Source organism: Micromonospora sp. NPDC049175 (assembly GCF_043197345.1).
Classification (GTDB): domain Bacteria; phylum Actinomycetota; class Actinomycetes; order Mycobacteriales; family Micromonosporaceae; genus Micromonospora.
Genome location: NZ_JBICSY010000014.1, coordinates 1 through 24,630, shown reverse-complemented (window position 1 = coordinate 24,630; position 24,630 = coordinate 1). Strand labels below are relative to the sequence as shown.

Sequence of the window (24,630 nt, the reverse complement as noted above, 5' to 3'; positions counted from 1 at the left end):
ACGGTCAGCTCCGCAACTCCCGGCGCAGCGTCACCTCGGTGCCCGCGTCGGTACGCCGCACCGACAGCTCACCCAACGCCCTGATCAGCGCCAGGCCACGCCCCCGGAACCCGGAGCCGGTCGACTCACGCCACTGCCCGCTGTCGCGCACGGTCGCCGTCACCGTCCGATCCTCGATGCCCACCTCCACGCTGATCACCGCCTCGGCGGGATGGACCGGGTGTTCGATGGCGTTGGCCGCGGCTTCGGAGACGGCCACGGTCAGGTCGAACACGTCCGTCTCGTCGACCGCGTGCGCGACGAGGAAGTCCTCCAGTCGCTTGCGCAGCACACTGAGCCGGGTCGGGTCCGCCGGCAGGCGCAACGCGAAACGGTTCAGCTCGGCCGCCTCGAGGGCGAGGACCGCCACGTCGTCGCGGCGCGGACGCCCGTCGACCCGCGCGACGACCGCGTCGATCAGGTCCGCCACGTGCTCACTGGGGGTCGCCGCGTCGACGCACAGCTGGGCCAGCGCGGCGTCGATGCCGAGCTGGCGGTCCTCGATCAACCCGTCGGTGTAGAGCACCAGTCGGTCGCCGGGCGCCAGCTCGCCCTCGACCGCCTCGTACGTCGCACCGGGGATCGCGCCGACCGGTGGGCCGAGCGCACGGTCGTGCAGGAACGACACCTCACCCGCCCGGACCAGCAGCGGGGACGGGTGACCGGCGCTCGCGTACCGCAGCCGGCCGGTGCGCGGGTTGAACAGCAGGCAGACCACCGTCGCGAAGGAGCGGCCCTCGGTGGAGTCGACAAGCCGGTTGAGCCGGGTCAACGACTCGCCCGGGCCGTAGCCCTCCAGCAGGTACGCCCGCAGCGCGTTGCGCAGTTGTCCCATCGTCGCGGCGGCCTGGACGCCCTTACCGACCACGTCGCCGATGACAAGCACCAGGTCGTCGTCCTCGACGTTTATCGCGTCGTACCAGTCACCGCCGACCTCGACGTCGGCGCTGCCGGGCAGGTACCGGCTGGCCACCACCGCTCCGGGTAGCTGCGGCAGCGACCGGGGCAGCAGGCTGTGTTGCAGGGTGGTCGCGATGCGGTGTTCGGCCTCGTAGAGCTGGGCGTTCTCCAGGCGGACCCCGACCAGTCGGGCCAGTTGGGTCAACGCGGCCTCGTCGGCCTGTGCGCCGTCGCCGGCCGGCCGCCAGACCCGCAGCTCGCCGAGTGGCTCGCCGGCGGTGCCGGTCAGGTCGGCCACGAAGGACGGATCGGTCGCGGTGGCGCCGCCGCTGTCCGCCTCGGCCCGGGCCCCGGTGGTGGTGACCACCACCCGCGCGGCCTCGGCGAGACTCAGCGCGTGCCGGGCGGCGACCTGGAGCACGTCGGCGGTGGACCGGGCGGTGTTCACGGCCACCGCCGCGTCGGCAAGCGCCCGGAGCCGACGGATGATCTGGCCGCGGAGTTGGCCCAGCTCGACGTTGGCCCGGACCCGGGCGATCAGCTCCTGGCTGGAGAACGGCTTGGTGAGGTAGTCGTCGGCCCCGGCGGAGAGGCCGGCGACGGCCTCCGCGGAGCCGGCTCGGGCGGAGAGCAGCACGATCGGCACGTGACGGGTACGCGGGTCTGCCCGCAGCGCGCTCACCAGCCCGAACCCGTCCAGTCGGGGCATCATCACGTCGCTGAGCACCAGGTCGAAGCCGCCCTCGCGGGCCAGCGGCAGGGCAACCACCCCATCGCTCGCGGTGACCACCTCCCAGGTCGGGGAGAGCAGTCTGGTGACGTGCTCGCGCAGGTCCACGTTGTCGTCGACGACGAGGATCCGGCCGGCCGGAGCGCCGTCCGTCGGCCGGCCGTCGAACCCGGGCGCCGGCGCGACGCCGGTCCACAGCGCGGTTTCCGCCACGTAGAGCCGGGCCTGCTCGGGCTCACCGGGCGGCAGCGGGTCGAAGGCCACGACCCGGTCCGCGGGCAGGTGTGCGACACCGAACGGAACGCTCACCGTGAAGGTGCTGCCCTCGTCGACCTGACTGGTCAGACCGACAGTGCCGCCGTGCATCTCGACCAGCTCCCGGACCAGCGCCAGGCCGATCCCGGTGCCCTCGTGGGTGCGGGCACGCACCCCCGGCACCCGGTGGAACCGCTCGAAGACGTGCGGCAGCTCGTCCGGCAGGATGCCGATGCCGGTGTCGGTCACCTCCAGGCAGGCCACGTCGTCCACGGCCCGGATCCGCACCCGGATCTCACCGTCGAAGGTGAACTTGACCGCGTTCGACACCAGGTTGAGGACGATCTTCTCCCACATGTCCCGGTCGACGACGACAGGCGCCGGCAGCGGTGGGCAGTCCACCACCAACCGCAACCCGGCCCGTTCGGTCGCCGAACGGAAGGTGCTGGCCAGTCGGGCCGTGTAGCTGGCGAGGTCGGTGGGCTGGTAGCGGGCGGCGAGCCGTCCGGACTCCAGTCGGGAGAAGTCCAGCACGGTGTTCACCAGTTTGAGCAGGCGCAGCGCGTTGCGGTGCATCATGGTGAGTCGGTCGGTCTCGGCCGCGGGCCGGGCCGGGTCGGCAAGCATGTCTTCCAGCGGGCCGAGCACCAGGGTCAGCGGGGTGCGGAACTCGTGGCTGACGTTGGCGAAGAAGTTGGTCTTCGCCAGATCCAGCGCCGCCAGTTCGGCGGCGCGGGCCCGCTCCTGTTCGTAGGCGCGCTGGGTGCCGGCCGCACGGGAGATCTGGGCGGCGATCAGCTCCAGGAAGTTGCGGTAGTCGTCGCTGAGCGGATGCTGACGGGCCACGCCGACGACGAGCGCGCCGACCGTCTGGTTGGCCGCCGTGAGGGGCAGCACGAGGGCCTGGTCGGCGGCGTCGGCCGGCGGCGGATCGAGCAGCTCGGCCACGTCGACGGCTGCGGGCGCGGTGTCGGCGGTGACCCGCGCCAGCAGCTCGGCGGTGTCGCCGAGAGTGGCCGGAGCGATGCCGGTGGACCCGGCCAGGGCGAGCTGACCGCTCTCGTCGGCCAGGTAGATCACGGCGAAGGGCACGTCCGCCCGGTGCCGGCCGAGCGCCTCGGCGGCGGTCCGACCGAGGTCGGCGGCGTTGCCCGTGTCGGTCAACTCGACACCCAGTTCGGCAAGTGCCCGCAGCCGGCGCTCGCCGAGGACCCGTCCGGTGGTCTCGTTGACGATGCAGTACACGCCACTGACCGAGCCGTCCTCGCCCCGGATCGGGTCGTACGAGACGTTGAAGTAGGTCTGCTCGACGAAACCGTGCCGGTCCAGCAGGAACGGGTGGTCGTCGCCGCGGTAGGAGCGCCCGGTGCTCCGCACGCCGTCGAGCAGCGGGCCGAGCACCGACCAGGTCTCCGCCCAGTGGTGTCGGGCCGGTTGGCAGAGCACGTCCGGATGTTTGCCGCCGATTGTCGGCCGGTAGGCGTCGTTGTAGAAGGCGAGCTGCTCGTCGCCCCAGAACATCACGACCTGCGCGCTGGAGGTGAGCATCATGCCGACCGCGTTGGAGAGCGCCAGCGGCCAGCGGCCGGGCTCGCCGAGCGGGCCGGTGGACCAGTCGAAGCGGCTCAGCAGCTCACCCATCTCGCCGCCGGCCACGAACGCCGCCGCCAGCATCGGAGGAGCCTTCGGGCCGGGCGCGACGGACTGCCCAGTGTCCGCGCCCCCCTGGGCCGAGCTCATACAGCCTCCCGCTCCGGCCGGCACCCCGCGACCGTTGATCTTCACCCGCCGTGCTTCGACTTGTACCCCAGCGGACCAGCAACGTAACGCAAGACGACAGTTGGACGCTGTTGACGTCCGCCCGAGCCGTCGGGCACGGGACGGTACGCCGGGCGCGCCGGCGTCGAACGGCGGTCGCCAGAGCGCCCGACGAGTCAGAAGACCGGCAGCCCGTCGATGCTCGCCGCGTTCTTTGTGGCCCGGTAGACAGCCAGGTCGTCGGTGGTGCGACGGGAGTGTGAGGTGAGTAACAGGTCGCGTTCGGCGCGGAAGTCCATCAATGGCACCGCGAAGCCGCAGGAGTCGCTGACCCGTTCCACCTCGACGATGATCACGGCCCGGACGGCGTGCACGTCCGGCGGCGCGGGAAACTCGGCGAGCCGGTCGGCGAAGTCGTCCTCGGTCACCGCCACGCTGCGCCCCCGGCCCTGCAACCGGACGATCTTCGGCGGCCCGTCGAAGGCGCAGAACATCAGCGTGATCCGGCCGTTGTCCCGCAGGTGGGCGATGGTCTCCGCTCCGCTGCCGTGATAGTCGAGGTAGGCGACCCGGTGCGGGCCGAGGACCACGAACGTGCCCCGCATGCCCTTCGGGGAGACGTTCACATGCCCCTCGGCGCCGGACGCCGCGGTCGCCACGAAGAAGACCGGCTGGTCCGCGATGAAGTCACGTAGTCGAGAGTCGATCTCCGGATAGACCTTGCCCATGCGGCGATCCTCCCACCGGCCCAACACCCGTCGGGGCGACCTAGCTCACACCGCTGGCCAGCCGCTCGGCGGCGGCCCGGACCAGCGCCGTGATCGGCCGCGGCTCCTTCTCGTTCTCCGGATGCCACTGCACGCCCAGCACGAACGGCCGCGTCGGGTCCTCGACGGCCTCGATCACGTCGTCCTCCGCCCACCCGGTGACCGCGAGTCGACCGGGATCGGCGACCGCCTGGTGGTGGTACGAGTTGACCCGGTCCACCCCGGCCAGCACCGTCGCGGCCAGGCTCCCCGGCGCGAACCGTGCCGGATGGGTCCCGTAGACGCCGGGCGCCGGCCGGTGCCCCTCGTGGCCGACCACGTCGGGTAGGTGCTGGTGCAGGGTGCCGCCGTAGGCGACGGCAAGCAACTGCATGCCCCGGCACACGCCCAGCACCGGCAGCCCGGCGGCGAGCGCGGCGGCCAACAACACCAGCTCACCGGCGTCCCGCTCCGGCCGATCCTCGGTACGCGGGTCGGGCCGCTGGCCGTAGCGCCCGGGACCCACGTCCGCGCCGCCGGCCAGCAGCAGCCCGTCGAGGACGGCCACCACGTCCGCGTCCACGTCGTCCGGCGGCAGGACCACCGCGCGGCCACCCGCGGCCGTCACCGCCCGCGCGTACGCCTCCGGCACCAGCACGGCCCGTACGCCCTGCCAGCTCGCCCAGGCGGCGGGCTCGACGTACGCGCTGATCCCGATCAGCGGCCGCCGCCGGGCCGGCGCCGTTCGCGACCGCGGGGCTCGCACGACCGGTGTGCTCACAGCGGTGTGACGTACGCGCCCGTGATGCCGCCGTCGACCACGAACTGCGCGGCGGTCATGAACGAGGCGTCGTCGCTGGCCAGGAACGCCACCGCGGCGGCGATCTCCTCGGGCTGCCCGAAGCGTCCCATCGGAACGTGCACGAGCCGGCGGGCGGCCCGCTCCGGGTCGGCGGCGAACAGCTCCAGCAGCAACGGGGTGGCCACCGGGCCGGGACAGAGCGCGTTGACCCGGATGCCCTCGCGGGCGAACTGCACACCCAGCTCCCGGGTCATCGCCAGCACCCCGCCCTTGCTCGCGGTGTACGCGATCTGTGACGTCGCCGCGCCCATCAGCGCCACGAACGACGCCGTGTTGATGATCGAGCCCTTGCCCTGGCGGCGCATGTGTGGAATGGCGTACTTACAGCAGAGGTAGACGCTCGTGGTGTTGACCCGGAGCACCCGCTCCCACGCGTCGAGGCCGGTGTCCAGGATGGAGTCGTCGTCCGGGGGTGAGATGCCGGCGTTGTTGAACGCGACGTCCACCCGACCGTGTCGGTCGGCCACCCCGTCGAACAGGTCGCGTACCGCCGACTCGTCGGCCACGTCGGTGGCCACGAACTCACCACCGCACTCCTCGGCGGCCCTCGTGCCGGCCGCCGCGTCGATGTCCACGCAGACCACCCGGGCGCCCTCGGCGGCGAACCGCCGCACGGTGGCCAACCCGATGCCGCTGCCCGCTCCGGTGACCACGGCCACCCGGTCCTGCAACCGACCCTGCACAGGCGTCACTCCTCTGTCGCGATGAACACGTTCTTGACGTCGGTGAAGGAGTGCAGCGCGTCCGGGCCCAGCTCACGGCCGAGCCCGGAACGCTTCATCCCGCCGAACGGGGTCCAGTAGCGCACCGAGGAGTGCGAGTTGACGCTGAGGTTGCCGGAGTCGACGGCACGGGCCAGGCGGAGTGCCCGCCCCACGTCCCGGGTCCAGATGGAGCCGGAGAGCCCGTACTCGGTGTCGTTGGCGAGCCGGACCGCGTCGGCCTCGTCGTCGAACGGCAGCACCGAGACCACCGGGCCGAAGATCTCCTCCCGCCAGTGCCGGTCGGCCGGTGAGTCGGCGAGCAGCACCGTGGGCGCGTGCCAGAAGCCGGGGCCGTCGGGGCAGGAGCCGGTGAAGGCGACCCGCGCGTCGGGCAGGTAGCCGGCGACCCGGTCCCGCTGGGCCGCAGAGATCAGCGGACCCATCTCGGCGGTCTCCCGGGACGGGTCCTCCACCCGGAAGGCGCGTACCGCCGGTTCGAGCAGTTCCAGGAACCTGTCGTACACCGAACGCTGGACCAGGATCCGCGACCGGGCGCAGCAGTCCTGGCCGGCGTTGTCGAAGACCGCGCCCGGCGCGGTCGCGGCGGCGCGTTCCAGGTCGGCGTCGGCGAACACGATGTTCGCGCTCTTGCCGCCCAGTTCCAGGGTGAGTCGCTTCACCTGGGCCGCGCAGCCGGCCATGATCCGGGTGCCGACCTCGGTGGAGCCGGTGAAGCAGATCTTGCGGACCGCCGGGTGGCTGACGAAGCGCTCCCCCACCACCGCACCCGCGCCGGGTACGACGGTGAACACGTCGTCGGGCAGACCCGCCTCGCGGGCCAGCTCGGCCAGCCGCAGCGCGGTGAGCGGGGTCAACTCGGCGGGCTTGAGCACCACTGTGTTGCCGGCGGCGAGGGCCGGGACGAACCCCCAGGCGGCGATCGGCATGGGGAAGTTCCACGGCACGATCACGCCGACCACGCCGAGCGGCTCGTGGAAGGTGACGTCCCACCCGCCCGGCACCGGGATCTGCCGCCCGGTCAGCCGCTCGGGCGCCCCGGCGTAGTAGTCCAGGACGTCGCGGACGTTGCCGGCCTCCCACCTGGCGTTGCCGATGGTGTGCCCGGAGTTGCGCACCTCCAGCGCGGCCAACTCGTCCAGGTGGGCGTCGACCACGGCGGCGAACCGCCGCAGCAACCGCGCCCGATCCCCCGCGGCGACGAGACGCCACGTCTCGAAGGCCGAGGCAGCCCGCGAGATCGCCCCGTCGACGTCAGCCACCGACGCCGCAGGAACCTCGCGAAACCCAACCCCGCTCGCCGGATCCACGACAACGCTCACGCCCCAACCCACCCTTCCTCCACGCGATCTTGCACTTACTGCCCCGACATCAGCGACGATTCACCACAGAACGGCGACACATAGTGCAAGATCGTGGCGGCGGCGGGGGCTGCGGGTCAGAGGCGTTCGAAGCCACGGGTCAGCTCCCAGTCCGTCACCGCCGCGTCGAACGCGGCCAGTTCTACCCGTGCCTGGTTGGCGTAGTGGGCTACCACCTCGGGGCCGAACGCCTCCTGGGCCGCCGTGGAGTTCTCCCAGAGGGTCAGGGCGTCCCGCAGGGTGCCGGGGACGCGCTCGGCCTCCGGGTCGTCGTACGCGTTGCCGGTGCACTCCGCGCCCAGCTCCAGCTCGCCGTCGATGCCGTGCAGCGCGCCCGCCACCAGCCCGGCGATCGCCAGGTACGGGTTGACGTCGGCGCCGGGCACCCGGTTCTCCACCCGCATGCCCTGCCCGTGCCCGACGACCCGCAGCGCGCAGGTGCGGTTGTCCACGCCCCAGCGCAGCGCGGTCGGGGCGAACGAGCCGGGTTGGTAGCGCTTGTAGGAATTGATGTTGGGGGCGAACAGCAGGCTGAACTCCCGCATGGTGGCGAGCAGCCCGGCGAGCACCCGCTGCCCGGTGGGTGACAGGTGCGCCGGCCCGTCGCCGAGCATCGCCGAGTCACCGAAGCTGTCGCGCAACGAGAAGTGGATGTGGCAGGAGTTGCCCTCCCGCTCGTTCGGCTTGGCCATGAAGGTGATCGCCATCCCCTCCTGGGCGGCGATCTCCTTGGCCCCGTTCTTGTAGATGACGTGGTGGTCGGCGCAGGCGACCGCCTCGTCGTAGCGGAAGGCGATCTCGTGCTGGCCGAGGTTGCACTCGCCCTTGGCGCTCTCCGGCGTGAGCCCGGCGCCGGCCATCTCGGTGCGGATCCGGCGCAGCAGCGGCTCCACCCGGGCGGTGCCGAGCAGCGAGTAGTCCACGTTGTACTGGTTTGCCGGGGTGAGGTCGCGGTAGCCGCGCCGCCAGGCATCCTCGTACGAGTCGCGGAACAGCACGAACTCCAGCTCGGTGCCGGCGTACGCGGTCAGCCCGTGCTCGGCCAGCCGGTCCAGTTGCCGTCGCAGGATCTGCCGGGGCGAGGCGACCACGTCTCCCGAGCCGTCGAGCCAGGCCAGATCGGCCAGCAGCAACGCGGAGCCCGGCTGCCAGGGCATCCGGCGCAACGTGGCGAAGTCGGGCACCATCGCGAAGTCACCGTAGCCGCGTTCCCAGCTCGACATCGCGTACCCGTCGACGGTGTTCATGTCGACGTCGACGGCGAGCAGATAGTTGCAGCCCTCGCTGCCGTTCTCGACCACCTGGTCGAGGAAGAAGGGCGCGTGGAACCGTTTGCCCTGCAACCGACCCTGCATGTCGACAAGGGCCAGCACCACCGTATCGATCTCACCGTCGGCGACAGCGACCCGCAGTTGTTCAAGCGTGAACGGAGCTTTCGTCATGCGCGGGCCTCCATCACCAAGGTCTACTGGCAAACCGGATCACCGTCAATGCCCCCGGCGGCACCCGCGGCAAACCCGACGGCCACCGGCGGGACGGACGGCGCCGTCCGTCCCGCCGGTGGCCGGTCAGACCGGGTCGTCGGCCGGCGCCGGGTCGGTCACCCCCGCCGACTCCTCGACGGTACGGACCGGGCCGGTGAACCACCTGCGGGCCGAGGCGTACCACCAGACGGCGACCACGAGCAGCACCCCGCCGACGGCGAGTGGCGCGTAGTTCACGGCCGACCAGGTGAAGCCGTCGTTGCCGGGCACCCCGGCGGGCACGATCGGCAGCACGAAGTAGACGGCGATGACCGCGATCTCGATCACCGCGATCCAGCCCAGCAGCCTGTACTTCCGCCCCAGCGTCCACGGGCCGGGCACGAACCGGTCGCCCATCCGCAGTCGCAGCGCGATCGGGATGAGGAAGGACAGGTACAGCCCGAGCACCGCCACGGAGACCACCGCGTAGAAGGCGATCGGGATGCCGGCCGAGCTTTCGTAGAGCGCCGGCAGGGTCAGCACCAGGCCGGCCACCGTGGCGCCGATGATCGCGTTGACCGGGGTGCCGTTCCGGTCGACTGTCGACCAGAGCCGCCAGCCCGGCACCGCCCGGTCCCGGCTGAACGCGTACGCCATGCGGCTCATCGACGTCACGCAGCTCATGCCGCAGAAGAACTGGCCGATCGTGGAGATGATGATGACGATCTTGAAGAAGACCGGGGTCAACGCGGACTCGAAGATGGCGCCGGAGAACCCGCCCGCCGCGTTGACCGCCTCGACGTCGGTGGCCGCGAAGAGGAACGCCAGCAGCAGGATCCAACCGCCGACCGCCGAATAGAAGATCGACTGCCAGAGCCCCCGCGCGGCGGCCTGCGACGCGCCCCGGGTCTCCTCGGAGACGTGCGCGCAGGCGTCGAAGCCGGTGATCGTGTACTGGGTCAGCAGGAAGCCCAGCGGCAGCACGTAGAACCAGAACGTCAGTCCGCCGATGTCCCCGTCACCGAAGCCGGAGTTGTTGAACCGCTCGGTGAACACGAACTGGAAGCTCTGGTGGTTGTCGGGCACGAGGACCAGGATGGCCACCACGACGGCCGCGCCGGCCACGTGCCACCAGACCGAGACGTTCTGGAGTACGTCGATGATCCGGTGCCCGAAGATGTTGATCAGGCCGTGCAGGATCAGGATGATCACGAAGAGCACGAACGCCTGTCGCAGCGTCCCGGCCCAGCCGTCGAAGAGCGCCGACAGGGTGAGGTTGAGAAACGTCGCGCAGCCGTAGTCGACCGAGGCGGTGACCGCCACCAGACCGATCAGGTTCAACCAGCCGGTGAACCAGCCGTGCACCGGGCGACCCATGGTGGCCGCCCACCAGTAGATCCCGCCCGCGGTCGGGTACGCCGACACCAGCTCCGCCATGCAGAAGCCGATGATCAGGATGAACAGCGAGATCAGCGGCCAGCCCCAGGAGATGGCGACCGGCCCGCCGTTGTTCCACGCCTGGCCGAAGGTGGTGAAGCAGCCGGCCAGGATCGAGATGATCGAGAACGAGATGGCGAAGTTGGAGAAGCCGCTCCACTTGCGGCGCAACTCCTGTTTGTAGCCGAGTTCGGCGAGCCGTCGGGCGTCGTCGTCCATCGGTTGCTCGGCGGTCGGCACGGGCGTCGTGGCCACTGCACACCTCCCTGAGGTGGTTCCGCGTGCGAGTGCGCAAAGTGTCGTCCCGGCTGATCAAGATGGTCAATACGTCGCGGGTGGGAAACTCGCCGCCGGAGGGCTAATTGCGTTGCCGGCCGGCCGCACCGACCCGCATCCTTGACCCCGTGACCAGGCCCGATCCAGGGGCCGCTCCCCGGGCGCTCGGACCGCCCGGACCACGGCGCGGGGCACGCCTCTCTCTCACGTACGGCTCATCGCCGTACCCAAAAAAAGTGCCCCGCGCCCGCCCCGCGCGCGCCGATCTTGCAGTTTCTGTCGTCGATTTCTGCGGGTATGCCCCATATATCGCGGCAGAAAGTGCAAGATCGCGGAGGAGAGGGGCGGGTCTGGGAGTTTGGGGGTCAGGTCAGGAGGAGGCCGGTCACCCAGAGGGCCGCGACGGTCAGACCGGCCAGGAACTCCACGAGCATCGAAAGGCCGACCGCCTTGAGGGCCTGCACCGTGGACGGCCAGGCGAGCCGGTTGCTGCCCAGCCGCAGCCGCTCCGCCGCCCACACCCCGGCGACGAAGCCGAGCACCAGCCCGACGACCGGCACCACGAAGAACCCGATGACGCCGAGCACCCCGCCGGCGAGCAGGGTGGACATCGGCACGCCGGTGTTCTTCAGGTTGCGGCCCGGCCACGCGTACTTGATCACGGTGCCGCCCGCCGCGACGACAGTGGCGGCCGCGAACACCGCCCAACCACCCACCCCGGCGCCGCCGAAGATCGCCCAGACCAGCACGCCGCCCCAGCACAGTGGCAACGCCGGCAGACCCGGCACCACCACGCCGGCCAGTCCGGCCAGGATGGCCAGCCCGGCCACCACCGTCACCGCCGTCTGCGAATCCGTCAGGTCCACGCCGTCACCCTCCATCGCCGCCAACCGAGCCAACCCGACCGTGGGGGCCCCTCGCGCACGCCGTCCTGCGGGCGGTCCACCGTGGCGCGCCCGCGCCGGCCGCCGGCAACCGGATCCCCGCTCACGCCGCCCCGCCCCGCAGCCGAGCGGTGATCGCGTCGGCCGGGACCGGGGCGCCGAAGTACCGGCCCTGCCCGGTGTCGCACCGTAGCGCCCGCAGCCGTTCGGCCTGCACGCCGGTCTCGACCGCCTCGGCGGTGACCCACAGCTCCAGGGCGTGCGCCAACCGGACCAACGCGTCGACGATCCGTTCGTCGCGGTGGTCGGCCGCGACGTCGGTCCCGTCGGCGCGGATCCCCTCCACGAACGGGCCGGCGAGCTTCAGCGAGTGGATCGGCAACCGCCGCAGGTACGCGAGGTTCGAGTAACCGGTGCCGAAGTCGTCCACGGCCAGCCGGACGCCGAGCGCGGCGAGCCGATGCAGGCTGCGCAGCGGCTCACCGGCGCTGCCCATCACGGCGCTCTCGGTCAGCTCCAACTGGAGCAGGTCGGCGGGCAGGCCGCTGGTGTGCAGCACGTCGGCCACCGTGTCCACGATCGCCGGGTCGTCGGCCTGCCGCGCCGCCAGGTTGACGCTGACCACCAGCCGGGCGTCGGGGAACTCCCGCCGCCACCGCTCGGCGTCCTGACAGGCCCGCCGCAGCACCCACTCGCCGAGCCGGACGATCAGGCCGGTCTCCTCGGCCAGGCCGATGAACCCGTCCGGCCCGAGCAGGCCCAACTCCGGGTGCTCCCACCGGACCAACGCCTCCACCGCGAGCATCGCGCCCTCCAACAGCGACACGATCGGCTGGTAGTGCAGCACGAACTCGCCCCGGTCCAGTGCGGCCGGCAGCCCGGCGACAAGTGCCGACCGGGCGATGTCCCGGGCGCTGCGCTCCGGGTCGTAGACCGCCCAGCGGCCCCGGCCCGCCCCCTTGGCCCAGTAGAGCGTGGTGTCCGCCGCCTTCATCAGCTCGGACGGGGTGGTCTCCGCCGCCGGGCACTGCACGATGCCCACGCTGGCCGTCACGGCCAACTGGTGGTCACCGACGTGCACCGGGGCCGCGACGGCGGCCAACGCGGACTCCGCGACGGCCACCGCGTCGTCGATGTCGTCCCCGCCGTCGACCAGGATCACGAACTCGTCGCCACCCATCCGGGCGACCAGGTGGCCGTGGTCGGCCACGCACGCGGCCAGCCTGCGGCCGATCATCACCAGCAGCCGGTCGCCGAGGTCGTGGCCGAGACTGTCGTTGATCGCCTTGAAGCCGTCCAGGTCGAGGAAGCACACCCCGACCCGCTGCCCGGCGCCCGCGCCGTCGAGGACCCGGCCCAGCGTCTCGAAGAACAACGTCCGGTTGGGCAGCCCGGTCAGCGGGTCGTGCAGCGCCTGGAAACGCAGCCGCTGCTGGAGTTCGTACCGCTGGGTGATGTCCTCGATCATCGCGACGGTGAACCGGGGTCGCCCGTCGCCGTGCCGGATCAGCGAGACGGCCAGATCCGTCCAGACGACGCTGCCGTCCTTGCGGTGGTAGCGCTTCTCCACCCGGGCGGCGTCCTGCTTGCCGTCGATCAACTCCTGGTAGAGCTCCCACATCCCGGCGGCGTCGTCGGCGTGGAACAGCGCCGCCACGTTGCTGCCGCGCAACTCCTCGATCGAGTAGCCGAGCATGTCGGCGAACGCCTGGTTGACGTCGATGATCTGACCGTCCACGCCGGCGATGCCGATGCCGATCGCGGCCCCGGTGAAGACCGCCCGGAAGCGGGCCTCACTGTCGCGCAGTGCCTGCTCGACCCGGTCCCGTGCCTGCCAGGCGGACCTGGCGATCTGCTCCTGCTGGCTGAACGTGCGGTCGCGCAGCGCGCGGGCGAACCCGGCGGCCAGCCCGCCCTGCAGCGCCGCGATCCGCTCGGTCAGGTCCGCCGGCTCATCGACGGTGGAGAGCACCCGGCCCGGGAAGTCCGTACCGAGGGCGCGCAGCGTCCAGTCCAGTGCCTGCGGCGCGGTGAGGTGCGCCTCGACAAGCGCCCGACCGACCTCCTCCGCCGGTTCGACACGGAACGGTTCCGCCCGCACCGCCTGCGCCAACCGGTTCGTGTGCGCCAGCAGCAGCCGCTCGGTCTCGGTCACGCTGAGCGGCACGAAACCGAGGCGGCGGATCGCGCGGGCCCAGTCGGCGGCGTACCCCTGGGCATCGGCCCGGCCGACGGAGTCCGGGACGGCGGTCATGTCGCTCAGCCGGCGGGCTGGTCGTACCGGGCGACGCCACCGAAGGCGCCGAACCGTTCCGGGTGTTCGTCCACGTCCGACGGTGAGTCCGGACGCCAGAGCGGCATGTGCACCACGCCCGGTTCGAGGACCGTCCAGTCGCCGAAGAAGCCGGTGACCTGCGCACGGGAGCGCAGGGTGATCTCGGTGTCGGTCCGTGCGGAGAGCCGCTGGGCGTCCAGCATCTCCTGTGGCTGGTCCTCGAAGGTGGAGTGCGAGACGACCAGGAAGCTGCCCGGCGCGGCGACGGCCCGCAGGGCGGTCAGGATCTCCTCGGGCCGGTCGCGGTCCGGGATGAAGTGCACCACCCCGGCCAGCAGGATGCCCATCGGCCGGCTGAAGTCGATGAGCCCGAGCTGCCGGGTCTCGGCGAGGATCCGCTCCGGCTCGCGCAGGTCGGCGTGGATGACACCTGTCAACTCGTTGCCGGCGAGCAACTCCCGGCTGTGGGCGACCGCCACCGGGTCGATGTCGACGTAGACCACGCGGGCCTTCGGGTTGACCGCCTGGGCCACCTCGTGCACGTTGCCGACAGTCGGTATTCCGGAGCCGATGTCGAGGAACTGGTCGATACCGGCGTCGAGGAGCACCCGGACGGCCCGCCGCAGGAACTCCCGGCCGGACCGCATGGTGGCGGCGAGGTTCGGGGTCATGCTGGCGATCTGCTCGGCCAGTTGCCTGTCGATCTCGAAGTTGTGCGCCCCGCCCAGGAAATAGTCGTACACCCGGGCCGCGCTCGGCCTGGTCAGATCGATCTCGGTCGGCAGTCCGTCCGGCATCAGCGTGCTCCCCAGTTCATCGCCGCGGCGCGGGACGGCACCGGCGTCGACGGGCGTTCGCGAGCACCGGCCGACCCGCGGGTCGTGTGGTGTGCACCACTCTAGGCGGCTGACTCCAGGATCAGCGAGATGCCTTGACCGACGCCGATGCACATGGTGGCCAACGCCCGGCGGCCGCCGCGACGGCGCAGCTCCAGGGCGGCCGTCAGCGCCAGCCGCGCGCCGCTCGCGCCGAGCGGGTGCCCCAGCGCGATGGCCCCGCCGTTCGGGTTGACGTGCTCGGCGTCCACGGGCAGGCCCAGCTCCCGCAACACCGCCACGGACTGCGCGGCGAACGCCTCGTTCAGCTCCACCACGTCCACCGCGCCCACCTCGACGCCCACCCGGTCGAGCAGCTTGCGGGTGGCCGGCACCGGGCCGATGCCCATGATCCGGGGCGGCACGCCGGCCACCGCCGCACCGCCGATGCGGGCCAGCGGGGTGAGGCCGTACCGGTGCACCGCCGCCTCGCTGGCCACCAGCAGCGCGACCGCGCCGTCGTTGACGCCCGAGGAGTTGCCGGCGGTGACCGTGCCGCCGTCACGGAACGGGGTGGACAGCGCGGCCAGCTTCTCCAGCGTGGTCTCCCGGGGGTGCTCGTCGACCTCGACCAGCCGGGTCTCGCGCCGGCCGGCCGGCACGGACACCGCCACGATCTCCTCGGCGAACCGGCCGTCGGCCTGCGCCTTGGCGGCGCGCTGCTGGGAGCGGTACGCGAAGGCGTCCTGCTCGGCCCGGCTCACGCCGTACTCGGCGGCCACGTTCTCCGCCGTCTCCGGCATCGAGTCGACGCCCCACCCGTCGCGCATCAACGGGTTGACCAGCCGCCAGCCCAGTGTGGTGTCGTACACCTCGGCCGAGCGGGAGTACGCCGACGTCGCCTTCGGCATGACGAACGGCGCCCGGCTCATGCTCTCCACCCCGCCGGCGATCATCAGCTCCGCGTCCCCGGACACGACGGCTCGGGCGGCGATGGCGAGGGCGTCCAGGCCCGAGCCGCAGAGCCGGTTGACAGTGCTGCCCGGCACCTCCTCGGGCAGGCCGGCCAGCAGCGCCGCCATCCGGGCCACGTTGCGGTTGTCCTCGCCGGCCTGGTTGGCGCAGCCGAGCACGACGTCGTCCACCCGCGCCCAGTCCACCGACGGGTGGCGGGCGACCAGTTCGCGGATCACGTGCGCGGCCAGGTCGTCGGGGCGGACGGCGGCCAGCGCGCCCGCGTACCGGCCGATCGGGGTACGGACACCGGCCACCAGGTATGCCACGGTCATCGCGAGTCCTTCGGGGTGCAGACGGCGGGGGGTGGGCACGCCCACCGGGTCGCGGGGGCTGCCGGCCGCCAGGATATCCGCGCCGGCAACGGATAGGTTGACGGCATGGCTCGGGCCCAGTTCAGCGCAGAGACCAGTGGCGGCGGCGCGTTCGTCCGCCAGCCCAACCGCTTCACCGGGCGGGTCACCGCCGACTCGACCTCGCCACCCGGCGGCGGTCCGGACGAGCAGGACCGCTGGCCCCTGGAGGCCGGCCGCTACCGGTTGATCTGGTGCCGGGCCTGCCCGTGGGCGCACCGCGCGAGGATCGTGCGCGGCCTGCTCGGGTTGGACGACGCGATCTCGCTGGGCACCGTCGACCCGATCCGCGACGAGCGGGGCTGGGCGTTCGCCCTCGACCCGGACGGCTTCGACCCGGTCCTCGGCGTCGGCTTCCTCTCCGAGGCGTACCTGGCCACCGACCCGGACTACACCGGCCGGGTGACCGTGCCGGCGCTCGTCGACACGCTCACCGGCCGGGTGGTCACCAACGACTATCCGCAGCTCACCCTCGACTTCTCCACCGAGTGGCGGTCGCTGCACGCGCCCGACGCACCGGATCTGTATCCGGTCGCGCTGCGCCCCGAGCTGGACGCGCTGATGGCCGAGATCCACGCGGACGTCAACAACGGCGTCTACCGGTGCGGGTTCGCCACCTCCCAGGAGGCGTACGACGAGGCGTTCCGGGCGCTCTTCGCCCGGCTGGACGCGCTGTCCGAGCGGCTGGCCGGGCAGCGCTACCTGATGGGTGACGCGATCACCGAGGCCGATGTGCGGCTGTTCACCACGCTTGTCCGCTTCGACGCCGCCTACCACGGCCACTTCAAGTGCAACCGCAGCAAGCTGACCGAGATGCCGGTCCTGTGGGCGTACGCCCGGGATCTCTTCCAGACCCCGGGCTTCGGCGAGACGGTGGACTTCGACCACATCAAGCGGCACTACTACGGCACCCACCGGCAGATCAACCCGAGCGGCATCGTGCCACTCGGGCCGGACGAGTCCGGTTGGCACACGCCGCACGGGCGTGGCTGAGCCGGGTCGTCCCGGCACCACGACCGCGCCGAGGTCCGGCGCGGACGTCGCCCGCCGGGCCGCCGGTTCCGCCGCGGCGGGTTGCGCGCTCGCGGGCGCGGTGGCGGTGACGGTCGCCGTGGTCGCCGGTCCCGGTCCCGGTCTCACCGGGTACGTCAGCGAGGCCGGCATCGCCGGCAGTGGACACGCCGCGACGTACCGGATCGGAATCCTCGCCCTGGCCGCCGCGTTGCTGTTGATCGGCGCCGCGCTGCCTCCCGGGGTGTGGGCGGCGGCGCCGGCGCTGCTCGCCACCGGCGCCGTGTTCGCGGCGGTCTCCGGCGCGGTGACCTGCTCCACCGGCTGCCCACTGCCGCCGTTCGAGCGCGCCACGACCGCGGATCTGGTGCACGGCGGCGCGAGCATCGCGGCCACCGCGTCGGTGGTCTTCGCCATGCTCGCGCTCGCCGTGTCCGGGTCGGTCGGCACGGCGGTGCGTCGCCTGGCCGGTGGGAGCGCCGCGCTGGCCCTGCCACTCTGCGCGACGGTCGGGCTGTGCATGCTCGTCGTCGGTCGGGGCGCGGTGGTGGGCGTGCTGGAACGGGTGGTCCTCGTGCTGCTCGTGGCCTGGGGTCTCGCCACCGCCACCACCCTGGCCCTGGACCGCGGGCAGGCACGCTCCTAGTAAGGATCCTCACGCCGACCGCTCCTTGCGATACCCGGCCAGCGGCGTATTCTCGCCTAGCGATGACAAATGTCTGGGGCCTCACCGTCCGCCTGTATGTCGACCTCCGACTGCAGGCCAGCGGCATCTGTCCGGGCTAGCTGCGCTTCCACGCCCGCCCCGATCAGACCCGGACAATTGGATAGATTCCTCATGCCCTTCAGCCTGCGCAAGATTCCCTTCTCCGTGCAGATCCTGCTCGGCCTCGTGCTCGGCGTCGCGCTGGGCTTCCTGGCCCGCGCCAACGACCTGAGCTGGCTGACCAGCACCCTGCACACCGTCGGTGGCCTCTTCATCCAGCTCCTCAAGCTGGCCGTACCGCCGCTGGTCTTCACCGCCATCGTGGTCAGCGTCGTCAGCCTGCGCGGCGTGGCCAACGCCGCCCGGCTCGCCCTCAAGACCCTGATGTGGTTCGGCATCACCGCGCTGATCGCGGTGAGCATCGGCATCGGCATCGGCCTGCTCACCAACCCGGGCAAGGGCGTGTCCCTCGACGTGGGTGGCGCGACACCGCCGAAGAACACCGGCTCGTGGACCGACTTCCTCACCGGCATCGTGCCCACCAACCCGGTCGGCGCGTTCGTCGAGGGCAACGTCCTGCAGATCGTCTTCCTCGCCCTCGTCGTCGGTGCCGCGGCCCTGCTGGTCGGCGACGCCGCCGAACCGTTCGTCGCGTTGAACCGCTCCCTGCTGGAGATCGTCCAGAAGGCGCTCTGGTGGGTCATCCGCCTCGCCCCGATCGGCACCCTCGGTCTGATCGGCAACGCCGTCGCCTCGTACGGCTGGGACCTGCTGGCCCCCCTCGCGAAGTTCACCACCGCCGTCTACGTCGGCTGCGCCATCGTGCTGTTCGTGGTCTACCCGCTGGTGCTGATCCTCGCCGGCCGCCTCAACCCGCTGCGCTTCTTCGCCGGCGCATGGCCGGCGATCGAGCTGGCCTTCGTGTCGCGCTCCTCGGTCGGCACCATGCCGGTGACGCAGCGCTCCGTCGAGCGACTCGGCGTCCCCCGCGAGTACGCCTCGTTCGCGGTGCCCTTCGGCGCCACCACGAAGATGGACGGTTGCGCCGCCATCTACCCGGCCCTCGCCGCGATCTTCGTGGCCCAGGTGTTCGGCGTGCACCTCGGCGTCACCGACTACCTGCTCATCGCGTTCGTCTCGGTGGTCGGCTCGGCGGCCACCGCCGGCCTGACCGGCGCGATCGTGATGCTCACCCTGACCCTCAGCACGCTGGGCCTGCCGCTGGCGGGCGCCGGTCTGCTGCTGGCCATCGACCCGATCCTGGACATGATCCGCACCGCCACCAACGTGGCCGGGCAGGCCCTGGTGCCGACAGTCGTCGCCGCCCGCGAGGGCACCCTCGACCGGGTCGCGTACGAGTCCGCCGGTCGTCGCGACCTGATCGACCCGGAGCCGGCCACCGAGCCCCGGCCGGATCGGCACGACGAGCTGACTCCCGTTCCCGCCTGACCAGAGCACACCGACGGCGACCGGCCCCTCCCCGGAGGGGCCGGTCGCCGTCTTCGAGAGGATGACCCCCATGAGTTCCCTGTTCACTCCCCTGGCCCTGCGTGCCGTCACCCTGCCCAACCGGGTCGCCATGGCGCCGATGTGCCAGTACTCCGCCGGCCCGGACGGTCTGCCCACCGACTGGCACCTGATCCACCTCGGCAGCCGCGCGGTGGGTGGCGCCGGGCTGGTGCTGACCGAGGCGACCGCGGTGCTCCCCGAGGGGCGGATCAGCCCGCAGGACACCGGGCTGTGGTCCGGCGCGCACGTCGACGCGTGGCGGCCGGTGACCGCGTTCGTGGCCGCCCACGGCGCGGTGCCGGCCGTGCAGCTCGCGCACGCCGGGTTCAAGGCCTCCACCTACCGGCCGTGGGCGCCGGAGCGCGGTGGCGTGCCGGACGCCGAGGGCGGCTGGACGCCCACCGCCCCCGGCGCGGAGCCGTTCACCGCCGGCTACCGGACGCCGACCGCCCTCGACGAGGCCGGCATCGCCGGTGTGGTCGAGGCGTTCGCGGCCGGGGCCGAACGCGCGCTGGCCGCCGGCTTCGCCGCCGTGGAGATCCACGCCGCGCACGGTTACCTGCTCAACGAGTTCCTCTCACCGCTGACCAACACGCGCACCGACGGCTACGGCGGCGACCGGACCGCCCGGATGCGACTCACCCTGGAGGTGGCCCGCGCGGTACGCGCCGCGGTGGGCGAGGACGTGCCGGTGCTGACCCGCATCTCGGCCACCGACTGGGTCGAGGGCGGCTGGACGATCGAGGACAGCGTGGTGCTCGCCGGTGAGCTGGCCGGCGTCGGCGTCGACCTGGTCGACACCTCCTCCGGTGGCGTCAGCACGGACCAGCGCATCCCGCTCGGCCCCGGCTACCAGGTGCCGCTGGCCGCCCAGATCCGCCGCGAGGCAGGCGTGCCCACCGGCGCGGTGGGCATGATCGTCGAGCCCGAGCACGCCGAGCAGATCATCGCGGGCGGCGAGGCCGACCTGGTGCTGCTGGGCCGGGAGCTGCTGCGCGACCCGTACTGGCCGCGCCGGGCCGCCGCCAAGCTCGGCGTCGTCTACTCCGGGCCGCCGCAGTACGCCCGCGCCTGATCCCCGCCGCTCGGACGGCTGCCGGTCCCGGCAGCCGTCCGAGGGGTCAGCCCGCCAGGTGCGACCAGTCGCCCTCCAGGTCCTGCCACCTGCCCTGGGCGGCCACCGTGCCACCGAGCAGCACCACCACGTGGTCGGCGCGGACCAGCGCGGCGCGCTTCGCGGTCGAGCCGACCACCGTCACCCCGTGTCCGCGCAACGCCTGCCACAACGCCAGCTCGGTGGTGACGTCGAGCGCCGACGACACGTCGTCGGCGACCAACAGTTCGGTACGCGGCGCCAGCGCCCGAGCCAACGCCAACCGCTGCAACTGCCCACCGGAGAGCCTCGTGCCCTTGTGCCCGATGAGCAGACCCAGCCCACCGCCGGCGGCGGCCAGGTCGTGGTCGAGCTGGGCGGTGCTGACCGCGTCGGCGGCGTCCACCTGGTGCCCGAGCGCGATGTTGTCGGCGACAGTGCCGGACAGCACCCGGGGCAGCTGACCGACGTAGCCGACCTGGTTGGGGCGCAGGAACAGCTCCGGCTCGGTGACCGGATCGCCGTTCCAGGCCAGCTCACCGGTGTGGTGCACGATCCCGGCCAGCGCCCGCAGCAGCGAGGACTTGCCCGAACCCACCGGCCCGACGACAAGCACCAACTGCCCCCGCCGCACGGTCAGGTCCACGTTGCGGACGGCCACCGTGCCGTCGGAGTGCACCACCCCGAAACCGCGCAGCTCCAGCCGTCGCAACGGATGCCGCGGCGCGGGCGTCGGCGCGGGCGCCGTCCCGGCGGCCAGGTCGACCGCGGCAACCCCCGCGGAGTACGCGCTCACGCCGGTCATCGCCACGGTGCGCCGCGTCCAGACCCGCGCCGACGGTAGCTGGGAGATCAACGAGGCGGTGGTCCAGGCGAACCAGCGCGCCGCGCCCAACGTGGAGACGGCCACCAGCACCGCCCCGGCGGAGAGCGAGCCGCTCAGGTAGAGCGCCCACGCGCCGATCGGCAACAGGCCGCTGGCCATCGACGGCGTGGAGCGCGCCCACACCTGCACGGAGATCTCCCGCCGCTGCCGGTCACTGCGCAGCACGTCCAGGCTTGCCAGGTGGCGCAGCACCGCGGTGGTCGCGCCGGCGAGCTTCACCGTCCGCGCCGCGGAGAGCGCGGAGACCAGCGCCGTGGCGAAGGCGGCCCGCGCCGCCACCGTCGCCCGTGCCGCACGTTCGAGTTTCGGCCCGAACAGCGTCGCGGCCAGCCCGGAGACGACCATCGTGCCGAGGAAGAACAGCCCCGGTACGACGCTGCCGGTGACCGCCGTCATGGCGACCACCAGGACCAGCGCGACGGACTGGTCCAGCACGTTGTCGGCGAGCTGGACCACCCGCTCGGTGTCACCGCCCTGCGCCACGACCTCCGCCGGGGTGTGCGAGCTGACCCGGCGCGGCCCGGTCTGGCCGTGCACCAGGCGAAGGCCGATCCGCAGCATCTGCCGTACCCACCAGTGCGGGAACCAGACGTGCGTGTAATACGGCAGCGGCAGGGTGATCAGCAGTCCGGCCACGATCCCGACCGCCGGCAGGTACGCGTTGCCCGTCCCGTCGACCAGGTCGGCCCAGAGCCAGGGCAGCACCGGGCCGTCCAGCCCGAGCAGGCTGAGCCCGAGGAACAACCCGATCGCGGCAAGCCCGTACCGGGGATCGTTGATGCAGAGTCGGACGATCTCCCGCAGCGTCCGGGCCGGCGGCACGGGTGGCAGCGGCGGCGGGTCGGCCCGCGTCGGCGTCCCCGTGCCCTGCGTACTGTCGGGCGATGTTTCCCCGGTGGCCCGCCCATTCGGCTCGGCCCGCGCGGGCGGCGGCTCGCTCGGCCACGCGGTGATCTGCTCGTTCGGCGCGACCGGTTCGGCCCGCGCGGGCGGCGGCTCGCTCGGCCAGGCGGTGACCTGCTCGTTCGGCGCGACCGGGTCGGCCCGCGCGGGCGGCGGCGCGGTCGGCCAGTCGTCGGCGGGGCCGGGACCGACCAGCAGGTCGGTGCCGCCGGCACGGACGGTCGGCGCCACCGCGGCGTACGCGGCGGCGTGGCTGGTCGCCAGCAGTTCGGCGAAACGCGTCGACGTCTCCAGTGGACCGGCCTCGACCACCGCGCCGTCGGCCAGCACCACCACCTCGTCGCAGCGGCGCACGGAGGAGAGCCGGTGAGCGATGACGATGCCGATCCGGTCGCGCAGCAGTCGTTCGGTGGCCCGCTGCACCCGCGCCTCGGTGACCGGGTCCAGACGCGCGGTTGCCTCGTCGAGGATCACCACATGCGGGTCACGGACCAGGATCCGGGCGAACGCCACCAACTGCTCCTGACCTGCGGAGAGCACGTGCCCGCCCTCCCCCAGCCGGGTGTCCAACCCGTCCGGCAACTCGGCGATCCAGCCCGCCAGGCCCAGCTCGTCGAGTGCCCTCGCCGCGGCGTCGAGCAGCTCCGGGTCGTAGAGCGCGACGTTCTCCGCGAGAGTGCCGGCCAGGATCTCGGTACGCTGCGGCACCAGTGCCACCCAGCGGCGCAACTGCTCGACGTCGAGGTCGCACAGGTCGGTGCCGCCGAGGAAGACCGCGCCCGACGGCACGTCGACAGCCCTGGTGAGCACCTTCGCCAACGTCGACTTGCCCGAACCGGTCCGCCCGATGAGCGCGTACGAGCGTCCGCGCGCGAAGGTGAGGCTGAGCCCGCGCAGCGCGGCCCCCCGGCCACCCTCGGGGCCGCTCACCTCGTATTCGAAGGTCAGGTCGCGGATGCGCAGGTCACCCTCGGTCGGGCTGGCGCCGCCGACGGGCTCCTGCCGGGCCTTGTGCAGCAACTGCACCCGGGCCCACGCGCCCAGCGCCTCCTGGATCTCCGGCACCATCCGGCTGACGTGTTCCGCGGTGGCCCCGAAGGCCAGGGCGAGCAGCCAGATCGCGGTGAGCCGGGCGGCGTCGATCCGGTCGGTGGTCAACGCCCACGCCCCGCCGAGCACCACCGCACCGATGCCGGCCCGGATCGTCGCGGTGGCGGCCGTGGCAACCCGGGCGGACAACACCCAGACCAGGCCGCCCCGGGACAGCACGGCGGCGGCCCGCCGGGCATAGAGCCGCAGCACGTACGGTCGGGCCAGGCTGGTGCGTACGTCGTCCTGGCCGTGCACCGCCTCCTCCATCACGGCGGCCAGGTCGGACCACGCCTCCTCCTCGCGCATCCGGGCCGGGGCGATCCGCGCCGTGGGCCCGCGCAGGCCGGCCGCGAGCAGCACGGTGAGCAGCAGCATCGCGACCCCGGCCGGCCACCACACGGCCAACGCCACGATCATCGACAGCAGGCCGACGCAGAGGCCCTGGGCGAGCCGGGTGCCCTGGTTACGGATCCCCGACGCCACCTGGTAGACGTCCCCGTCGATCCGGTCGAGCAGCTCACCCACCGGGGTGGTCTCCAGGGTCGGCAGGTCCTGCCCGAGAGCGACCTGGCAGAGCCGGCGGCGTACGTCGGCGGACCAGTCCGCGGTCAGACCGGCCATCAGCAGGCTCACCGCGAGGTCGCTGAGCACCACCGCGACCAGCGCCGCGGCCAACACGGCGAAGAAGCCCGCCGACCGGTGCACCAGTACCGCGCCGGCCAGCGCCGAAGCGCCCGCCTGGCCGGCGGCGCCGAGCACGATCAGGACGGCCACGACCGTCATCCGACGTGCCGAGGTGCCCCACAGATCACGGAGCAGGCGCATGGAAGTCCTCCGGATGTGGGGTGGCGGAGACTTCAGCCTGGTGGCGCGGACGCCCAGATTCAACCGAATTTCCGGCGCTGAGCAGGGCATCAGCCATCCGGGCCAGCACCATCACCTCGGTTTCCGTGACGTCGCGGTGTCAACCCGTCCCGGATACCGCGATCTTCATGAAGTCGAGCGGATCATGCCCGGCGGGTGGTCTGGGGCCGATGTCCGGCGTGCCGGCGTGGGCGAACCGGGCCGTTGAGTGGTTTGTCCGGTTCGGGGGTCGTCTGGCCTGTGACCGGGCGCACCGACAGGCCGGAATGATGGCCGGGGCGGGGTCGTTACACACTCTGACGATCGCAGCACCACCGGCTCCGCCACCCTGCCCTCCGGGGTTGGGCCGCCGGTAAGGGGGTCGGAATGCCGGGCCCCGGCCCGGTCGTTGAAGACTCCGCCGAGCACCCCGCCCCATCGGGTGCCACGGGATGGGCCGCCCCCGGAATGACCCCGGCCCCCCGGTCGTTACAGATGGACCGGCGCCACAAGCCCCCGCTTGTAAGTCGCCGCCCCGCTTGCAGGTCGCCGCCCCCGGGCGCCGTGAGCCTCTGGGCTTGCCCCGCAAAGACTTTTCTCCGTTTGTGCAGCGCCGGACGAGGTGCTCACACCCGTGCCGCCGACCCCCGTTTGGTGGCTGGGTGTTCCTACCCCCGAAGGAGCTACCCCCATGAAC

Annotated in this window: 17 protein-coding genes; 5 read left to right on the top strand and 12 right to left on the bottom strand. The window is 72.4% G+C overall.

What is annotated here, in order from left to right; all coding sequences use genetic code 11:
* Nucleotides 1–4 precede the first annotated feature (4 nt).
* The 11 genes from ACGFH8_RS33275 to pcaF all read right to left on the bottom strand — a co-directional run bounded on the left by ACGFH8_RS33275 (nt 5) and on the right by pcaF (nt 15,812).
* Nucleotides 5–3,664, bottom strand: coding sequence for a SpoIIE family protein phosphatase (locus ACGFH8_RS33275; protein WP_393375201.1), 3,660 nt, complete (start codon nt 3,662–3,664; stop codon nt 5–7).
* A 194-nt stretch (nt 3,665–3,858) separates the two neighbouring features.
* Entirely contained in the window at nt 3,859–4,410 is a 552-nt protein-coding gene (locus ACGFH8_RS33270) for a pyridoxamine 5'-phosphate oxidase family protein (protein WP_393375198.1), read from the bottom strand.
* A 40-nt stretch (nt 4,411–4,450) separates the two neighbouring features.
* Nucleotides 4,451–5,194, bottom strand: a complete 744-nt coding sequence (locus ACGFH8_RS33265) for a gamma-glutamyl-gamma-aminobutyrate hydrolase family protein (protein WP_393375196.1) — start codon at nt 5,192–5,194, stop codon at nt 4,451–4,453.
* 11 nt (nt 5,195–5,205) lie between these two features.
* On the bottom strand, nt 5,206–5,973 hold the full coding sequence (locus tag ACGFH8_RS33260) for a 3-oxoacyl-ACP reductase (RefSeq protein ID WP_393375194.1): 768 nt from the start codon (nt 5,971–5,973) through the stop codon (nt 5,206–5,208).
* A gap of 5 nt (nt 5,974–5,978) precedes the next feature.
* Nucleotides 5,979–7,334, bottom strand: coding sequence for an aldehyde dehydrogenase family protein (locus tag ACGFH8_RS33255; protein WP_393375192.1), 1,356 nt, complete (start codon nt 7,332–7,334; stop codon nt 5,979–5,981).
* A 116-nt stretch (nt 7,335–7,450) separates the two neighbouring features.
* Nucleotides 7,451–8,815 carry a glutamine synthetase family protein gene (locus tag ACGFH8_RS33250; RefSeq protein ID WP_393375189.1) on the bottom strand — a complete coding sequence of 455 codons (1,365 nt, stop codon included), beginning with the start codon at nt 8,813–8,815 and terminating at the stop codon, nt 7,451–7,453.
* A gap of 126 nt (nt 8,816–8,941) precedes the next feature.
* Nucleotides 8,942–10,528, bottom strand: coding sequence for an amino acid permease (locus ACGFH8_RS33245; RefSeq protein ID WP_393375187.1), 1,587 nt, complete (start codon nt 10,526–10,528; stop codon nt 8,942–8,944).
* Between the two features lie 386 nt (nt 10,529–10,914).
* A complete protein-coding gene (locus ACGFH8_RS33240) occupies nt 10,915–11,415 on the bottom strand; it encodes a DUF456 domain-containing protein (RefSeq protein WP_393375184.1) in 501 nt (166 codons plus the stop codon).
* Between the two features lie 121 nt (nt 11,416–11,536).
* The gene (locus tag ACGFH8_RS33235) at nt 11,537–13,687 is read right to left on the bottom strand and encodes a putative bifunctional diguanylate cyclase/phosphodiesterase (protein WP_393375181.1); all 2,151 of its coding nucleotides are present in this window, start codon (nt 13,685–13,687) and stop codon (nt 11,537–11,539) included.
* 5 nt (nt 13,688–13,692) lie between these two features.
* Complete coding sequence (locus tag ACGFH8_RS33230) at nt 13,693–14,505, bottom strand: SAM-dependent methyltransferase (RefSeq protein ID WP_393375179.1); 813 nt, start codon at nt 14,503–14,505, stop codon at nt 13,693–13,695.
* Between the two features lie 101 nt (nt 14,506–14,606).
* The gene (gene pcaF / locus ACGFH8_RS33225) at nt 14,607–15,812 is read right to left on the bottom strand and encodes a 3-oxoadipyl-CoA thiolase (protein ID WP_393375177.1); all 1,206 of its coding nucleotides are present in this window, start codon (nt 15,810–15,812) and stop codon (nt 14,607–14,609) included.
* 105 nt (nt 15,813–15,917) lie between these two features.
* Here pcaF and ACGFH8_RS33220 point away from each other — a divergent pair, with 105 nt between their 5' ends.
* The 4 genes from ACGFH8_RS33220 (at nt 15,918) to ACGFH8_RS33205 (ending at nt 20,191) form a co-directional block, all read left to right on the top strand.
* Nucleotides 15,918–16,883 carry a glutathione S-transferase family protein gene (locus ACGFH8_RS33220; protein ID WP_393375175.1) on the top strand — a complete coding sequence of 322 codons (966 nt, stop codon included), beginning with the start codon at nt 15,918–15,920 and terminating at the stop codon, nt 16,881–16,883.
* Nucleotides 16,876–17,547, top strand: a complete 672-nt coding sequence (locus tag ACGFH8_RS33215) for a DUF998 domain-containing protein (RefSeq protein ID WP_393375173.1) — start codon at nt 16,876–16,878, stop codon at nt 17,545–17,547. The genes ACGFH8_RS33220 and ACGFH8_RS33215 overlap by 8 nt, the downstream gene beginning before the upstream one ends.
* A 204-nt stretch (nt 17,548–17,751) precedes the next feature.
* Nucleotides 17,752–19,056, top strand: a complete 1,305-nt coding sequence (locus ACGFH8_RS33210; protein ID WP_393375427.1) for a dicarboxylate/amino acid:cation symporter — start codon at nt 17,752–17,754, stop codon at nt 19,054–19,056.
* Between the two features lie 70 nt (nt 19,057–19,126).
* Nucleotides 19,127–20,191: an NADH:flavin oxidoreductase/NADH oxidase gene (locus ACGFH8_RS33205; protein ID WP_393375171.1), complete on the top strand. Its 1,065-nt coding sequence runs from the start codon at nt 19,127–19,129 to the stop codon at nt 20,189–20,191.
* Between the two features lie 46 nt (nt 20,192–20,237).
* On the opposite strand, the gene ACGFH8_RS33200 is transcribed toward ACGFH8_RS33205, so the two are convergent.
* Complete coding sequence (locus tag ACGFH8_RS33200) at nt 20,238–23,915, bottom strand: ATP-binding cassette domain-containing protein (RefSeq protein ID WP_393375169.1); 3,678 nt, start codon at nt 23,913–23,915, stop codon at nt 20,238–20,240.
* Here ACGFH8_RS33200 and ACGFH8_RS33195 point away from each other — a divergent pair.
* On the top strand, nt 23,914–24,162 hold the full coding sequence (locus tag ACGFH8_RS33195; protein ID WP_393375166.1) for a hypothetical protein: 249 nt from the start codon (nt 23,914–23,916) through the stop codon (nt 24,160–24,162). The two genes, ACGFH8_RS33200 and ACGFH8_RS33195, sit on opposite strands and share 2 nt — an antisense overlap.
* The last annotated feature ends 468 nt before the right edge of the window (nt 24,163–24,630 follow it).

Bases quoted from the DNA above. Each gene is read 5' to 3' on its own strand.
- ACGFH8_RS33230 (WP_393375179.1), bottom strand. From the start codon at position 14,505: ATGCCGGACGGACTGCCGACCGAGATCGATCTGACCAGGCCGAGCGCG.
- ACGFH8_RS33275 (WP_393375201.1), bottom strand. From the start codon at position 3,664: ATGAGCTCGGCCCAGGGGGGCGCGGACACTGGGCAGTCCGTCGCGCCC.
- ACGFH8_RS33205 (WP_393375171.1), top strand. From the start codon at position 19,127: ATGAGTTCCCTGTTCACTCCCCTGGCCCTGCGTGCCGTCACCCTGCCC.
- pcaF (WP_393375177.1), bottom strand. From the start codon at position 15,812: ATGACCGTGGCATACCTGGTGGCCGGTGTCCGTACCCCGATCGGCCGG.
- ACGFH8_RS33220 (WP_393375175.1), top strand. From the start codon at position 15,918: ATGGCTCGGGCCCAGTTCAGCGCAGAGACCAGTGGCGGCGGCGCGTTC.
- ACGFH8_RS33250 (WP_393375189.1), bottom strand. From the start codon at position 8,815: ATGACGAAAGCTCCGTTCACGCTTGAACAACTGCGGGTCGCTGTCGCC.
- ACGFH8_RS33235 (WP_393375181.1), bottom strand. From the start codon at position 13,687: ATGACCGCCGTCCCGGACTCCGTCGGCCGGGCCGATGCCCAGGGGTAC.
- ACGFH8_RS33195 (WP_393375166.1), top strand. From the start codon at position 23,914: ATGGAAGTCCTCCGGATGTGGGGTGGCGGAGACTTCAGCCTGGTGGCG.
- ACGFH8_RS33200 (WP_393375169.1), bottom strand. From the start codon at position 23,915: ATGCGCCTGCTCCGTGATCTGTGGGGCACCTCGGCACGTCGGATGACG.
- ACGFH8_RS33270 (WP_393375198.1), bottom strand. From the start codon at position 4,410: ATGGGCAAGGTCTATCCGGAGATCGACTCTCGACTACGTGACTTCATC.